Source organism: Bradyrhizobium diazoefficiens USDA 110 (genome assembly GCF_000011365.1).
Taxonomy (GTDB): domain Bacteria; phylum Pseudomonadota; class Alphaproteobacteria; order Rhizobiales; family Xanthobacteraceae; genus Bradyrhizobium; species Bradyrhizobium diazoefficiens.
Window position 1 is genome coordinate 6,932,841 of sequence record NC_004463.1, and the last position, 15,521, is coordinate 6,948,361.

The 15,521-nt window shown below is 56.7% G+C and carries 10 protein-coding genes; 3 read left to right on the forward strand and 7 right to left on the reverse strand.

Annotated features, from left to right (window positions below; genetic code table 11):
* Nucleotides 1-87: 87 nt before the first annotated feature.
* From asnB to BJA_RS31905, 3 genes are all read left to right on the forward strand, one after another.
* Entirely contained in the window at nucleotides 88-1,965 is a 1,878-nt protein-coding gene (asnB, locus tag BJA_RS31895; RefSeq protein ID WP_011089038.1) for an asparagine synthase (glutamine-hydrolyzing), read from the forward strand.
* A gap of 223 nt (nucleotides 1,966-2,188) precedes the next feature.
* A complete protein-coding gene (locus BJA_RS31900) occupies nucleotides 2,189-4,129 on the forward strand; it encodes a heparinase II/III family protein (protein WP_011089039.1) in 1,941 nt (646 codons plus the stop codon).
* A gap of 179 nt (nucleotides 4,130-4,308) precedes the next feature.
* The gene (locus tag BJA_RS31905) at nucleotides 4,309-5,442 is read left to right on the forward strand and encodes a hypothetical protein (RefSeq protein ID WP_011089040.1); all 1,134 of its coding nucleotides are present in this window, start codon (nucleotides 4,309-4,311) and stop codon (nucleotides 5,440-5,442) included.
* A 286-nt stretch (nucleotides 5,443-5,728) separates the two neighbouring features.
* Here BJA_RS31905 and BJA_RS31910 read toward each other — a convergent pair whose 3' ends face one another.
* From BJA_RS31910 to wecB, 7 genes are all read right to left on the reverse strand, one after another.
* Nucleotides 5,729-6,727, reverse strand: coding sequence for a hypothetical protein (locus BJA_RS31910; RefSeq protein ID WP_162494134.1), 999 nt, complete (start codon nucleotides 6,725-6,727; stop codon nucleotides 5,729-5,731).
* Nucleotides 6,728-6,869: 142 nt separating this feature from the next.
* Nucleotides 6,870-7,577 carry a class I SAM-dependent methyltransferase gene (locus tag BJA_RS31915; protein ID WP_011089042.1) on the reverse strand — a complete coding sequence of 236 codons (708 nt, stop codon included), beginning with the start codon at nucleotides 7,575-7,577 and terminating at the stop codon, nucleotides 6,870-6,872.
* Nucleotides 7,578-7,810: 233 nt separating this feature from the next.
* Nucleotides 7,811-9,256 (reverse strand): MOP flippase family protein, encoded by a 1,446-nt coding sequence (locus tag BJA_RS31920; RefSeq protein WP_011089043.1) that lies wholly within the window; start codon nucleotides 9,254-9,256, stop codon nucleotides 7,811-7,813.
* Complete coding sequence (locus BJA_RS31925; protein ID WP_162494135.1) at nucleotides 9,253-10,161, reverse strand: hypothetical protein; 909 nt, start codon at nucleotides 10,159-10,161, stop codon at nucleotides 9,253-9,255. Before BJA_RS31925 ends, BJA_RS31920 begins: the two co-directional genes overlap by 4 nt.
* 434 nt (nucleotides 10,162-10,595) lie before the next feature.
* Nucleotides 10,596-11,612: a polysaccharide deacetylase family protein gene (locus tag BJA_RS31930; RefSeq protein ID WP_162494136.1), complete on the reverse strand. Its 1,017-nt coding sequence runs from the start codon at nucleotides 11,610-11,612 to the stop codon at nucleotides 10,596-10,598.
* Nucleotides 11,613-11,976: 364 nt separating this feature from the next.
* Entirely contained in the window at nucleotides 11,977-13,137 is a 1,161-nt protein-coding gene (locus tag BJA_RS31935; RefSeq protein WP_011089046.1) for a glycosyltransferase family 4 protein, read from the reverse strand.
* A complete protein-coding gene (gene wecB / locus BJA_RS31940; protein WP_162494137.1) occupies nucleotides 13,118-15,472 on the reverse strand; it encodes a non-hydrolyzing UDP-N-acetylglucosamine 2-epimerase in 2,355 nt (784 codons plus the stop codon). The genes BJA_RS31935 and wecB overlap by 20 nt, the downstream gene beginning before the upstream one ends.
* Between the last annotated feature and the right edge of the window lie 49 nt (nucleotides 15,473-15,521).

Below are 15,521 nucleotides of genomic sequence, written 5' to 3' on the forward strand. Positions count from 1 at the left end.
TTTCTCACGATCTGATCTTACTCGCAGCAGCTCTAGAACGAGCATATGACGGAAACCGGCTAATCTTATCCAGGTTAGGGCATCGGAATGTGCGGGATATTTGGGTGGGTTCTAGCCGCCGCGAAGCATCAGAATCGCGACACCCTCATCGGCCTCACCGATTTGATGTCTCATCGCGGGCCCGACGCTTCGGGCTACTGGCTTCACCAGACTTCCGACGAGCGATATCAAATCGGCTTTGGCCACCGCCGGCTTTCCATCATCGACATCGGTGGCGGCGCCCAACCGATGGCGACGGAGGATGGCCGCTTCAACTTAGTTTTCAATGGCGAGATCTATAATTACCTTGAGCTGCGGAAGGAGCTCGTTGCTCTTGGCCATCACTTTCGTACGGACTCGGATACCGAGGTGCTGATCGAGGCATATCGGGCCTGGCAGCTCGACGCGGTGCGCAGATTGCGCGGCATGTTCGCCTTTGCACTGTGGGACGACGCTGAGCAGCGGTTAGTACTTGCCCGCGATGCCTTCGGCAAGAAGCCACTGTTTCTCGCCGAGGCGCAAGGGGCTGTTCTCTTCGGCTCAGAGATTGAGCCGCTCGTTCAGTTCCCGGGCTTCAGCCGCGCCTTAGATTCCGATGCGATCGGCCACTATCTTCTTAATCGCTATGTTCCGGGGCCATCGACGTTTTTTCAGTCGGTGAAGAAGCTGCAGCCTGGTCATTGTGCGGTATGGCAAAATGGCATGTTGAAGTCGACACGCTATTATACGCCGCCGTTCGCGACGACGGTGCCGGACGTCAAGGATTTCAACAGCGCAATTCGATTATTCGAAGGTGCGTTCGACGAGGCCGTCCGAATTCGCATGCGCAGCGACGCGCCGTACGGCGCTTATCTTTCGGGCGGCATCGACTCGTCGGCGGTCGTGGCGACCATGGTCAAACACAGTACGGAGCCGGTGCGGACGTTCTCGGTAGGCTTTCGGGAGACCGGATATTCGGAACTCGATCACGCGCGGGTCATTGCAGGTCAGTTCGGCACTATTCACAATGATCTCATTGTCGAGCCTAGCGCGTTCATGGACCATTGGTCGACCGCCGCCCTGCGTCGCGGCGCTCCGGTGAGCGAGGCGTCTGACATCCCGATTTTCATGCTTTCGGAAATGGCTTCGCGTAGCGTGAAGATGGTACTTACGGGAGAAGGCGCCGATGAGCTGATGGGCGGATATCCGAAGTATCGGGCCGAGCGATGGATCGGCCTCTATCAATGGCTCATCCCGCACCTGTTGCACGAGCGGCTGATCCATCCGCTAGTCCGCTCGCTGCCGTATGGCATGAGGCGTGCAAAAATTGTTGCGCTGGCAGCAGGCGAGCGCGATCTCGCAAACCGTATGAGAGTATGGTTCGGCGGCCTTTCGGTCGGCGAAAGTGAAGCAATGCTGGGGCGACTGCTTTCAGCAACCCCGCCCGACCTGTTTCCGTATTCGTCGCAGATTGGATCCAGCCTGCGACGTACGTTGTTCTTCGATCAGACGTCTTGGCTTCCGGATAACCTTTTGGAACGCGGCGATCGAATGATGATGGCGGGATCAATCGAGGGCCGGATGCCGTTTATGGATACGGTGCTGGCGGGCGTCGTGGCTAGATTCCCGGACGACTTTCTGACCGGAGGCAAGGGAGGAAAGAGAGTCTTGCGGGCGGCGATGGACAAGATTCTGCCGTCGGAAATCATACGGCGGAAGAAGATCGGCTTCCGGGTGCCAATCGGGGAATGGTTCCGGGGTCCCTATCGTGAGTTCTTGCGGGACATGCTGGTGAGCGAAACGTCCGCCGTGGCACAAATGGTACGCGGCGACAGGCTCCGTCAGCTTGTGACGGAGCACCTTGACGCTCGACAGAACCACGAAAGACTTCTTTGGTCGTTCGTGAATCTCGAGATCTTCGTGCGTGCGTTCAGGGTGGCATCATGAGAATGGTCTACCTGGCGCTTCAAAGGCAGCGACGAAACGTGGGGCGACCGCCACTACGACGGGGGCCAACCTCACAGGCCCGCCGTTTCGAGCCGATCGCCATTAGGCCAGCACGATCGCGGCCTTTCGCTATGGTGGAATCCAGCGACGACATGCAGGTGAGACGACTCTTTTGAGATCCGTTTTGGGACGAGTAGCCTGGTACCGAGACCGTCTGACGGCAATGAGCACGTCGGAGATCGTCCACCGGGTAGTCGAAACCGCCGCCAAGCAAATTGGGCGCCGGCACAGTGGCGGCTGGGATAGGATCGAACCATTTGGTCCACTAGCGGCGATACCTGGCGTTGGCGCCCGGATTCTCACGTTGCCTTCGGATTTGTTGGCTCTCATAGCCAGCGAGGCCGACAGGGTCCGCGCCGGAAACTTTGACCTTCTCGGTGCTCGCTGGCCGACGCCTTCGGCGATCCCACCGAATCCAAGCTTCTGGCGTATCGATCCCGAGGACGGCGAACCCTTTCCGCAATGGGACGCCTATACCTTCGATATCTCGTTTCGGCATGGAATAAATACGCGAGAGATGAAGCGCGTCTGGGAACTCAACCGACTGCAATTTTTGGTACCTCTCGCCGCGGAGGCAGTGCTGGAGAACAGCAACGCGTCTATGCTTTTGACCGGCATGATCGGATCATGGATGGCGGGCAACCCACCCTTTCGTGGGCCAACCTGGACCTCCGGCATCGAACTCGCACTCCGTGTCATTTCAGTCGCAATGGCGCTCTCCATCGTCGGGATTGATAGCCTCGACAGTGTCGCACGCCGGGCTGCGCTTCGCTTCTTCTTTGCGCATGTCGATTGGATTCGACGATTTCCATCGCTCAACTCGTCCGCCAACAATCATCGGATCGCCGAGCTTGCGGGCCTGATTGTGGGCTCTATCATGGCGCCAGGATTTCCCGGTGCAGTCGCTTTGCGCGAGAATAGCTGGCGCGCGTTGCTTGCCGAGATTGATCAGCAACTTTATCCGGATGGTGTGGGTGCGGAGCAAGCTGCCGGTTACTCTGCATTTTCGATTGAGCTGCTCCTCGTTGCGGCAACAGCACTCGGACGCGAACACAGCTTGCCGGCAACAACCGTGGAGCGGCTTTCGGCATGGGCTGAGCACTCCCTTTGGTTGATGGACACTGGCGCTAAAGTGCCTGCGATCGGCGATTTCGATGATTGCCGGGCAATTGCGACAACACAGGCGCCTGAACCGAGATATGTTGCGTCCATTGTAGCCGCCGTCTCGCATTGCGTTGGCCGCCAGCATCTTGCACCGCCGGCCAAGGATCCGAGCATCCGTGATGCCATTCTAGGGTCCGCAAAGGCATCGCCAAGACAACTCGTTGGAGTACGCTCATTTCCGAACGGGGGCTATTCGGTCATCCGAAGCAAGCAGAAAGATCCCGTCGTACTCACGTTCGATCACGGACCGATCGGCTATCTGTCGATCGCTGCGCATGGTCATGCGGACGCGCTTTCCATTTGGCTCTCCGTTGGCGACCAGCCTGTTATCGTAGATGCAGGAACGTACCTTTATCACTCGAGCAGGGACCTGCGGGACCTGTTCCGGGATACCGCGGTCCACAACACACTGCGGCTCGATGGTATTGGATCAAGTCGCCCATCTGGACCGTTCAACTGGGGGAGCAAGGCGAATACGCGCCTCATATCGTCCGAAGACACGCCAGTTGCGCGGATCGTGGCAGAGCACGACGGATACCTTGCGCAATGTGGCGTGAAGCACCAGCGGACGGTGGAATTTGATGGCTCATCGCGGTTCACGATCATCGACGAACTTCTCGAGGGCCCCACAGATCGACGTGCCACTGTATCGTTCCTGCTGGATCCCGCATGCCGGTCGACAGTCGATCCTGATCGTTGTGGGGTATCGATCACATGCAAAGATCTTCAAATCATTCGCATCGTAAGCGCAGGTCCATTGAGGCCCAGGGTGGTTCGCGGCGACGAAGCAACAGAGCTCGGATGGTTCTCTCCGTCCTTCGGGATCCGCTTGCCTACCGATCAGATACTCTTCGAAGGCCACCTCGATGGACCTTCAACCATTACAATCGGCCTGCTCAAGAGCGTGACGATGCCCCGCCGACGCGAAACGAGCGCTTAGAGGAGTTGGTGCATTCCCATGGCACGAGGCAGATCAAAAGGACAGCAAGAGCATCTCCCTCCCCTGACGATGGTCGGCTGCCATACTCCATGCAGTAGATGCTCCCGGCGCCATCTGCCGCCGAGAGCCGTAGATCATGACAGAACCCGAGAGATGCGCCCCTAGGGGAGGACCTGCGGATGTTTGTTAACGCGCTCTTCGTGTTGCTTATGTTCAGGTGCGGCAGCGACATTCTTAGTCCTGGAGACAAGGGAGCGGCGGTGGTCGCCCTTTACGTCGTTGCGACGTTGGGTCTGACGGCGCTGAAGATTGCATTATCCGGGACCACTCGCGGGGACATCGTTGTTTGCGCGACCGTCTTTTCGCTGCTGATAGTCAACCTGCTCTGGATACCGGCCGAGGCCACCCCACAGTTCTATTTCTCGGTATCGGTCCTTTTGCCGATTGTATTTCTGCTGATCCTTTCGCGCTGCGAACCATCGACTTTTATCCGCCTGCGAAGGCAAGCCTTGGTATTTGGCACCCCCGCGTTGTGCGGCCTGCTGCTCGTTTTCTTTGTGCGTGATGGTGGGCTCGAGGCAGATCTCCTGGCCGCCCTCAATGAACAGCCCTTCCATGTCGTAGCCCAAACGATAGCGAAGTTTTCAATACTGATGATCAATCAATGGATTGGCTTTCCGATCGCTTCGCTGATATTGCTGATCGCTTTCAATGTCCGATCAGCGCTGCTGGGCTTCCTCCTCGGATTCCTGATCAAGAAATTTTCCTCGTTCAATATGAGAGCGCTTCTCCTGGCGCTGCTCGTTTCGGTCGTCGCCACAACGTTCATCATGTCGAGCTCCGAATTGACCGACGCCTTCCTGCAACGAATTCTGTATCGAGATCGCGATTTCCTGGAGCTTGACGCCTCCAATTTGACCAGCGGGCGCGACGAAATCTGGCGCTACTATGGTCAAATGCTGGAAGATTCTTCGCTGGTAGAGCTGCTGTTTGGGCGCGGAGCGATCTGGCTGTATGGCCCCTTCCCGCTAGCTGCCCACAACGATCTCCTGAATTTGATGGTTTGCTACGGAGTCGCCGGTACGACGGCGATACTCTATGCCTGGTATGTGATCCTGTCGCGTTTGGACCAAGAATACAGAATGTCCTGCGTTGCACTATTCCTGGTGCTATTCATCACAAACGGTGTGGTTTTCCATCAATCCAATTTGTTGTTTCTGCTCTTCATGGCCGGGAAGGCACGCGAGCAGAAGCTCAGCGGCGTTTTGGGCGATGAATTGATGCCGCAACGCGGTCTGCCGGCAAATGGTTGAGCTCCCGTCGTTGAGAGGGGCCGGACGGAGTCGTACAAAACTCAGCGCTCACACCGGCAATCTTGATAGTCCGATAGACTCTTCCGGGTCCGGTGGTGCCGGTCGGCGACCAAATCCTTCTCTCGCAAAAAAACTGCGGCGACAATCTGGGTGGGAAGCCGCATTGCGTCGCCTGAAATATTCCTGAATGCTTGGCTGTTTCCTCACGCAATTTGCTCCCCAGTGGGACCAGACGACGGCGCGGGAGAGTTCTTTGAACTAGCGGATATCGCGCGGTCTCCCGTCATTAGTGGACGGTTGCCCGTGCCTCACAGGGCACGCCGTCTCCGCAGGGAAATCCGTCCCATATCTCGATGTCGTCAACCCATTGATATTTTGGCGGCGTACCACCCGCATAGACTTGCGTTAGCATGATCCGATCGATGGGGTCGTTCCCGCCAAGCAATGGTCCAAAGTGATCGAATACCACCTGCCCGTTGACGGCCTGCCATGCTCGTCCGTCGTCTTGCGCACTTCGGTGCCAAAACACTTCGAACTTGAACCATTCTCCGATCGGTACAAGAACAGTGCGATTCGCGGCCCCCCAAAACGTTTTGGCCGCACCACTCGAAAGGTCGTCCGTTTTAAGAAACCAATAGGGCTTATTGAGACGGTCGGTGTAGATGTACGTAATGAACCTATGTTGCTCCGTGGTCTTCCATTCGAAGAGCGCCCGCCAGCTGTTGGGCCCAAGCCTCGCCAGAAGGTCAGGCTGGAGTTTGATCCAATAGCTCACATAAAGGTTCGCCTGCGCAGCCGTCGTAGAGGGCATGAGAAGATATGGAATTTGTGTGGCACCGCCGCCGCGTTCCCGTATCTCGCTATAGAGAGCCGCGGTTTGCTGATTTCGCGGTCCCGAGACACTCTGAATCTCATTAAAGACATAAGCACCGACCGTTTCCGGCGTAACCGGCGTGTCGGCAAGTAGTTGAAACCGTCCACCTCCCTGCCAGATCTGAGGCGCCCAGGTGTAGCCGGTCGCTGGGTCAGAGCCTTCGATATCCTGCCAGCATGATGTTGCACAACCATACGGCTTGCCCAACTGCAAGCCAGCGAAGCTCGACTTGAAGAGCAGCTCGGCGCCGTAGGTCGAGGACGTCGATCCGAGGAAAAGAAAGAGAAGGCCAAAGCTCAGAATGATGTCTCGGATCGAACCATTTTTTCGAAGACACAACATCTCATCATCTTCCCGAGAATGGCCAAAACATTCGACTTCGATCGACCAAACAGCGCCGCGCGACGACACTTTACGGGAGCCGGTCGAGTCGTGGCGACCCGTAAGAGCTCCTGGCAAGGGGGGCAACGATGCCGTCGTTGTCCTCGCCTGCATTTCTGGCAGCGAATTGTCGGGATGCCGGGGCGCACATCACCGCTTGGACGATCCTGGACTAATTCTTTTGGAACAGCACGCAGGTAAGTTGGTGCTTGTCCGCTGCGCTAGCCTTCTTCGGCGGGATGATCTGTTTTCCAACCGTCCAATGCTCGCCATCCCAGTATTGCCAGAATTCTTGCTCGACAATCGTTGCTTTGTTGGCCTCCGCCCAGCGATTCAATTCGTTACGCGAATAGGACTGAGTGATGTACGACACTCCCTGCCCGTAGCTCGAACCGGCCAGCTCATAGACGTTCCTCACGTAGCCGCTCTCGGTGTAGGGGCACGTCAAAATCAAATGCCCCCTCGGCTTGAGAAGCGAAAACATACTGCGCATGGCGTCGTCGTGCTTCTCGATGTGCTCAAGCACACTGATGCACGTGACCATGTCAAATGGCCCCTTCAAGCGCGTGTTCGTGATGTCATCATCGATGATGTGATAATGCCGGTTAGACATTCCAAAGGACCAATAGTCGCGGACGTTGTCCACGGCGGTAACGAGGCAGCCGCAGTTGCGCATCAAATGCGGTAGCGCGGTCGTACCAGTTCCCACGTCAAGGATGTGCAGCGGATAAATCTCCGCGACCATGCGAAACACAAAGCCGAACTCCACTGGCCGCTCGTTAAAGCGCTGGAATTTCTGCCGCCGAAATTCTCGCGCGGTGATGAGGCCCGGACCAAGATTGAGCATTTTTTGGCCGATTGCCTTCGCCTGTTGAATCATCGCGCTTCTCCCTCACCTCGCGCCGACGACAAGCCCCGCGGCAACGAGGCAATCCACTCTGCATATTCCCGCAGATCAGGAACTGCCTTCAAGCAATTGGGCGTGGCGCGATCCGAGCGGAATTCATCCATTTGCTGCGACGTCACTGGATCTCCAGGGCGCGAGCGGGCAGCTCGGCTCAGATCAACGGCGCCCCGTCCCGGATTGTCACGGACTACAATCATCAGTCACAGCTACTCAACTCGAAGTGGCCTGTAAAACAGGCCTTGGACTAGCAACGCGATACGCCGATCCGCGATCGCCATGTAAGTCGCGTATGTAACTCCACCGATGAGCACCGCCGCCAGCAGCCGACCTGCAGGTTGAACGGAAACGACCGTCTGCGCCACGACGAGATAGGCTGCCATACTCATCCAAAATGTTGCAGCCAGCGTTGTCTTTATCGACAGCAGGTAATTCCATAAATCGAGACCGATTACCCATCGCATCAGGAAGAGCATACATAATGCATGACAGCATGAAATAACGGCGAACGCGCCGGCAACGGCCTGCAGCCCCATTTCGATGATCAACAAAAACACAACGAAAATTGTCGAAGTGTATAGCGCGCCCGACGCGAAGGCTAAATCAGCGCGCCCTTTCGCCAAGAGAAGCGGGACAGCGGGAATAACGATCATTCTACCGACACCAAAGATGGTCAACAGCTGAACTATTAAAATCGACCGTTCCCAGGCAATTCCGAATACGACTTGAACGAGCAGCGGCGCCGTTATCAGAAGGCCGGCCAGCAGAGGCAACGTCAGAACAGTCGCAAGCTGCGAAAAATCCAGATAGCCGGCGCGCAAAAGCGAATCGTTCGCTTGCTGTCTGGCAAACATCGGAAATGCAACCCGCCCAAGAATGGGAGCGATCTTCTGAGGCGCAGAGGTTGCAACCTGATACGCCAAGACATAGTAACCCAATTCCTGCGGACCCAAGTAGAATCCAATGACAAGATAGTCGATGTTGGTTGAAATATAGCCGATCGTAGTTTCCGCTGTCGCGTAGAGGCCAAATTTCAGATGCGGCAACAGACCCCGGACTTTCCACGTCAAGGCAAGCGGATATTGTCGCCATCCGACGAATGCGATCAGCAAGTATTTTATTGATAGTGTGGCGGCCCACCCCCAGATGGGCGCATAGGCCCCTTCATTTCGCACGGCGGCAACAATTGCTATCGCCAGCCCTGCGATCGAACTGACAATTTCGATGATGGCCAACTTCTTAAAGAGGAGATCTCGCGAAAGAAGGCTGTAGAATTGATGCCCGATGGGAATGATCAATAGACAAAAGGACCCCAGCCGGAGAAGCCGCGCAAGTTCGGGCGCCGCGTAGTAATGCGATATAGCGGGCGAACCAATCCAAACGAGGATCCAAACACCGACCCCCAAAGCCAATTCGAGCGAGTAGAGCGAGGTTCTCAAGGGGCCGAGATCACCTTGCTCCTTGATCAGGATTCTGCCTATTCCGAAATCAGAGATAAGGGCGGCAACTCCCAAGATCATCAGCGCAAGGGCAGCAAGCCCGAGCTGAGACGCGGACAGGAAACGGCTAAGGACCACGAGCTGCACGCCCATGACGAGCGCAGATGCTGCCGCCGAACTGAACGTCCAACGTATCGGAGAACCCGCAGATATCATCGGAGGCTTTCCGTTGCGAAATGTTCAGGACCGCTCTGTCCTGGAGAAGCGCTCGTATGCTCGCTTTCAAGTTCGAATTGGTTGGCGTCGAGCGTGAACTTGGCGGCCCAATTCGGAAACCCAAATGGAAAATAGCCGCCGTTGATCGGGAAGGATCCTCTTACGCCCCCAACCACATTGGCATCGCCTTGTGTCGGTATCGTTCGGCGAACGAACTGGTTGAGCTTGCGCGCAAGCCCGCGGTACCGGGCGCGATCGGCATTGTGGCCAAGAAACATGAGCGACCAGGCGATTTGAGATGAACCCGTTACGCATGCCCAGTCCACTGCTGGGGACCAATCGCGCTGCAAACGCCCAGCCAGATAACCGTCCTCCCGGATGCAGCCGGCCAAACCGTCCGCAAGGCTAACAGCCGCATCGAGGAAGAAGCGATCGTTTGAGAAGCGATACGCTTCTATGATCCCCTTGAGCGCATAGCCTAACGTATGGGTCAGCGGAGCCTCATCCGTCATGCAGCAGTCGGCCATCCAGCCGTTGGGCTGCAGTTTGCTTATCGCCCAGCGAACCTGCCGCAATCCTGCTGTCCCCCAAGATTGCCTGCCGGACACCCGGGCAGCTTCGAAAAGCCCCCACGAAACGTGAGTTTCGTAAGCTTTTTCGCCAGGAGCAGCCAACGGAGTAGGTGCGCGTCGCCAACAGCCGTCCGCATCCTGTGTTTCGACCAGCCAATTTGCTGCTCGAGCCATGGCATCTCGATAGCGGTCGCCGAGCACCTCCGTTCCCCGCGCCAGGCCCAGTAGTATCTGCCCAGTATTGAAGGTTACCGGCACCGGACGTGCGGCATCGATCAGTCCACTTTGAAATCCACCTTCAGGAAACTGTATCTTCACCAGCCAATCAAGCATCAGGCGGGCCCGATCGAGAAGACTATCGTCACAGCGCTTGAGTCCTTGATCAATGAAACTGCAGACGATGTATCCCGTCGTCTCCGGGTATGATGCGGACCATCCCGATCCAAGCGTATAGAAGCCTGAAACGCCTCCATCGCGACCCGGGCTCATATCTTGAGCACGGCATAACCAATCCAGGGTCAGTTCGACTGCTCGCACCGGACCGCAATCCGAACGAGCTTCAAACTGTCTATCCCCTCGCAATAGCTCCTTCGCTGATACTGGCGGAAATCTCTTAATCAGCCGGCGCTTGGCGGATCGTGCCATATCTCGAACTATCATTTCTGAAATCTCTCACAGTTGGGTTCGTTCAGAACGAATCGTATTGTGATGTTCTCCGCGGATTGCGACCGGGCCCCCGATGAAACGGTACCGCTCGGCGATGATCATCATTGATGATCTCTGAGCTCAGCGACGACACGGCGCTTCGCGAACGCCTGCATCCCCTCGATGATGCCGCTCATTCGCGCTCTGAGCCCAGAAGGACTTGAAATGCCAATTCTGGGAAGCGCAAAACGGTTCAGCTTGTCGTCGTACAATCGTCCCTGTCGCGTTGTCGTCGCAGTCTGAAAGCCCGCTTGCCTTGCCAGATCCTCTTCGCGAGGTCCGCACACGCCATAAGGATATGCGACGTGTCGAACAGGCAACTGCAGCATATTCTCAAGATAGCTTCGATTGTCGGCTAGCTCGGCTCGCGCCGAGTCACTGTCGAGGGTTGAAAGCGCCTGGTGCGACGTCGAATGGCCGCCGATTGACGCGAGCGGATGACGCGCGAGAGTGCAGAGCTCACGCTCGTCCAGGAAGTACTCGTCGTTCAATTCCGCTAGCGAAATCCCACTCTCTTCGAACACCGAAGAGAGCATCGCACCGCGCCGATAATCCTGGTGGACCCAGCGGGTCACCTCAGCCAATGCGGATGTCTTGCTCCGAAGATCGGAACATTGGAATTGGCGACCTAGCGCATCGATTGAAACCCTATCTCTTGAGAGAAACACCCTTCGCAGGCCCAGCCACCAAGATTGCATCGATCGTGTCGGGGCGCCGGTGGGCACGTACATCATGAACGGCGCATTGTGCCGCTCCAATATTGGAAGCCCTACGGAGGCGTTATCTCGGTAGCCGTCGTCAAAGGTCAGAACCGCATAACGCTCTGATCGATCATTGCGCGCTAGCCTCTCGATACATTCATCGACGCTGACGATGACCCATCCCTCTTGCCGGAGCCAGTTGAGCGAATACTCGAAGAGCGCAACCGGCGTCCCGGTCATCAACTCTGCTCGCGCATCGCGCTGTATTTCATGAAACAGAATTATGGCCGCTCTCGCCGCAAGGTGTGCCCGGAAGAACGGCAGCTCGCCGATTCGGCTCGCGCCGTAATATATGCAATCCTTCACAATCGGGTTCATGCGCAACACCATCCTGCGGGTTGCAGGATTCCTATCCCAGAGCGCGAGATCACAAACACAGTGCATTGCGACCGGTCGATCGCACACCGCAGTCTCCATGATCAAAGCCGTTAGCTGTCATAGCAGTCGTCCTTAAATGCACGCCGGGATATCCCGAATTCGAAACAGAGTATCCAGAACAGGAACACATCGACCGAGTTCATAGGGGAATGCGTTCTACGAATTATGAGTACCTCCGAAGTAGAGCGTTGGACGCGGTTACCACGAGACCTTGTCCCCCCATCGCCGCGGCGCCCATTTTCCGGCGGTTAGCCCGACGCCACGGAACTGGCGTGCGCCGGCTCCAGCGGCATCCGGAAGCCTCTCATCCCAGCGATCGCCCGGCGCCGGTCGTCATTGCGCTCCGAGCGTCGGCCCGCCCCGATCTTGGCCGCGAAGCCCCGCGCCACACGCCTACCAGTCTGTCGACGTAGGCGTTGATCTCAAATCGGCTAGCATGCAGCGCGCGCGCGCGAAGCCCCAGGCTTGTACGAAGGGCGGGACTGCTTAGAAGCCGCTCCAAGGCGGAGGCCAGAGCCGGTGCATCGTTCACGGGCACCAAAAGTCCCGTCCTTTCCTGCTCCACAATCTCCGGCAAGGCTCCCACCGGGGTGCAGACGACAGCCAAGCCATGGGCGAACGCTTCCACCACGCACATCGGTAGGTTCTCGACCCACGAGGGCAAGACGAGAATGTCGGCGGCCTGCAATTCAGCGGCTACAGATACGTCGTCGAGCCATCCCGGCACCTTCACACGCTGGGAAAGTCCAAGGCGTTCAATCAACATACGTGTCTCTGCTACTGCTCCGTCACCCGCCAAGATTGCCTGCCAATCGTTGCGATGCCGAATCATCTCGAACGACTCAAGAAGATTCCCGATTCCCTTGGCTTCGCAGAGACGACCGAGAAACAGGATTTTGACCGGGCCATCGGGATGGAAAGTGCGACGCCGCGCTTTGGTCGAGTTCGGCATGATAACCGTACGACCTGACAATTCCGGCAACTTTGCAACGACCAAGTCAGACCATACCTGACCAAGAACGATTACCGCGTCGGCCCTCGCAAACAGCGCGTCTATGTGACGGCGGGTCAATCGATTACACGACTCCCAGAACCGGCCGAACTCACCTGAATGTAGGTGGACGATGTAGGGAATTCGCAATAGGGACGCGACCGCCGCAACGGCGATCTTGCGGTACGTGCTCGCGTTAGCAGAGAGGTTTATATGAATGAGGTCGATCCCCTGCCACGCGTGGAGCCAAAGTATCCTGAGAAGGGCCCATACCAATACGATAGGCGACGCATATATGTTCGCCCCGCGACTGACCACGAATTGAAGCGAAACATCTGCTCGCGGATATTCGCGAAACCGCTGTCGAATCGCATCCATCATACGATCGATACCCCCGCGTCCTCCTTCGCCGAGAGGCGTTACCACCACGACGTTGAGGCACGTCGCCGATTGCCTATGAGCTCTCTTGAACATCTTTGGCTGCAGGATATTGACCGTGGTCTGCGTGTCGCGATTCTGCTGGAAAATAGTCTGTGTCGGCGAGGCCTGGCGCCCTCAGCCAGCGAGGCGCCCCCGCGTCGATAAGCTTGCCAAAGGAAAGCAGCGGAGACTCGAACCTCTGCGAGGCGTAAACCTTATGGTTTGAAAGAATGACCAATACGTCCGCCCAACCATCGACTTTGTCGATCGGGAACAGCTTGAGATCCCGATCCTTCACAAAAGGATCGTGACAGCGGACTTCGTATTTTCTCGAGAGGAGCCTTGCGATCTCCAACGCCGGAGACTCGCGGGCATCGTCGACGTCCGGTTTGTAGCTAACTCCCAGGATTCCGATTTTCCTCACGGACGGAGCGATCTTGTTTTGAATTCGCTCGGCGGTATACCTCGGCATCGCATCGTTCAGTTCGCGGGCGGTTCTAATGAGGGTCAGATCGCCGTCGACATCTTCGGTCAGGAACCAGGGATCGATAGCGATACAGTGGCCCCCGACCCCTATCCCGGGCTGCAAAATGTTGACGCGCGGATGCCTGTTTGCAAGTTGAATCGCGGCCGAGATGCTGAACCCGAACTTGTCAGCGATCAGAGAAAACTCGTTGGCGAGAGCGATGTTGACGTCGCGGAAGGTGTTTTCCATAAGCTTCACACATTCGGCGGTCACGAGGTTCGTCCGATGTATCGTCCCCTTCGCAAATACTGAATAGAGCTTCGCCGCTCTTTGTGCTGCTTCCGGCGAAGTCGCGCCGATGATGCGATCATTGTGCACTATTTCGTGAAGCGTATTGCCAGGAAGCGCGCGCTCCGGGCAATGCGCCACTTCGACATTCAGATTCTTCGATTTCAAAATGGGGAGCACAATGTCCTGGCAGGTATTCGGCTTGATGGTCGACTCGATGATGAGGAGGTTTCCGTCGTTCAAGACTGGGAGCAGACTGTTCACAGCGGAGATAACGTAGGACAAGTCGCACTTCTTGCTTTCATGCGGGGTCGGTACCGCCACAACGAAAACGTCTGCCGCCACGGGCTTCGTCAGTGCTTTGAAGTTTCCAGTCTTCAGGGTCGCCGCCAATAATTCCGGAATATCCTTCTCCTCGAACGGACAGTGGCCGCTACTGATCTCATTTACCTTCTTTTCGTTGAGATCGACGCCGGCGACCTTTACGCCTGCGTTCGCAAGCAAGAGAGAAGTCGGGAGTCCCATATAGCCGAGGCCCACAACGCACACTGTATCGAGCGTTTGCAGAACCGGCAGCACCTCCTGTTCCGTGACAATGTCGAGTATTCTCTCGGCGGTGTGGCCGTCTCCGAATGGATTCTCCCAGGACGCTATCGGCCGATTAAGCGCCTCGAGCATCGCTTCTGCGTTTCGGTGGACCAGCACGTTTGCGCCCACGTCGACGGTCTCGGGACGTTCTGTCCGGTCACGAATCGTCACGCAGGGGACGCCTAGAATGCACGCTTCTTCCTGCACTCCGCCCGAATCCGTAATGACGGCAATGCAATTGGACAGCAACTTTACAAAATCCGAATATCCGACAGGTTCAGTCCAAATCAGGTTCGGAGGCAGATCAATCTTGGCCTCCTTGAGGACCTTCTGTGTACGATAGTGTATCGGCCAGTACACCTTGCCGGGAATCCTGGCGACTAGCCGGATGATCTCGATCAGCGCGTTCGGATCATCGACGTTTGCGGCCCGGTGCGAGGTGAGAAGGTAATACCCCTTTTCCTGCAGATTTAGCACACGGAGGATCTGGCTCGTTTTTTCCGCCTGACTTCGATGAGATAGCAGGGCGTCGACGATCGTGTTACCGACCTTGAAGATCTTCGAGTCCGGCAGCCCTTCCCGTTTTAGTTGATCAACTTGCAAGTCGGTGACGGCGAACAAATAGTCCGAGATATGATCCGCGATGATCCGATTGCTTTCCTCGGGCATCGTTTGATCAAAAGAGCGCAATCCGGCTTCGATGTGCCCAACCTTGATGTGAAGCTTGTGTGCGGCGAGTGCGCCGGCCACCACCGTGTTCGTGTCGCCTTGCACGAGCAGGATACCGGGTTGCTCCGACACCAAGATCGGCTCCAGCTCGATCAGTATGCGGCCCGTTTGGTTCGCATGCCCACCGGAGCCGACATTCAAATTGTACTTTGGTGCGGGGAGATCGAGTTCAGAGAAGAAGATCGCGTCGAGCTTCTCAGAGTAGTGTTGCTTCGAATGAATGATGAAGTAGTCGATCTTTCGCTTCCGGCATTCGCGGATGACCGGCGCCATCTTGATAATTTCCGGGCGAGTTCCAACGAGAATCGCGGTCTTCATCTTTCCACCATGAGCGGCAAACCGATTTCCGCTTCCTTCGATTTGGACG

Excerpts from the sequence above, each read along its gene's own strand:
- asnB (WP_011089038.1), top strand. The coding sequence starts at position 88 with ATGTGCGGGATATTTGGGTGGGTTCTAGCCGCCGCGAAGCATCAGAAT.
- BJA_RS31900 (WP_011089039.1), top strand. The coding sequence starts at position 2,189 with ATGAGCACGTCGGAGATCGTCCACCGGGTAGTCGAAACCGCCGCCAAG.
- BJA_RS31905 (WP_011089040.1), top strand. The coding sequence starts at position 4,309 with ATGTTTGTTAACGCGCTCTTCGTGTTGCTTATGTTCAGGTGCGGCAGC.
- BJA_RS31915 (WP_011089042.1), bottom strand. The coding sequence starts at position 7,577 with ATGATTCAACAGGCGAAGGCAATCGGCCAAAAAATGCTCAATCTTGGT.
- BJA_RS31920 (WP_011089043.1), bottom strand. The coding sequence starts at position 9,256 with ATGATATCTGCGGGTTCTCCGATACGTTGGACGTTCAGTTCGGCGGCA.
- BJA_RS31925 (WP_162494135.1), bottom strand. The coding sequence starts at position 10,161 with ATGCTTGATTGGCTGGTGAAGATACAGTTTCCTGAAGGTGGATTTCAA.
- BJA_RS31930 (WP_162494136.1), bottom strand. The coding sequence starts at position 11,612 with ATGAACCCGATTGTGAAGGATTGCATATATTACGGCGCGAGCCGAATC.
- BJA_RS31935 (WP_011089046.1), bottom strand. The coding sequence starts at position 13,137 with ATGTTCAAGAGAGCTCATAGGCAATCGGCGACGTGCCTCAACGTCGTG.
- wecB (WP_162494137.1), bottom strand. The coding sequence starts at position 15,472 with ATGAAGACCGCGATTCTCGTTGGAACTCGCCCGGAAATTATCAAGATG.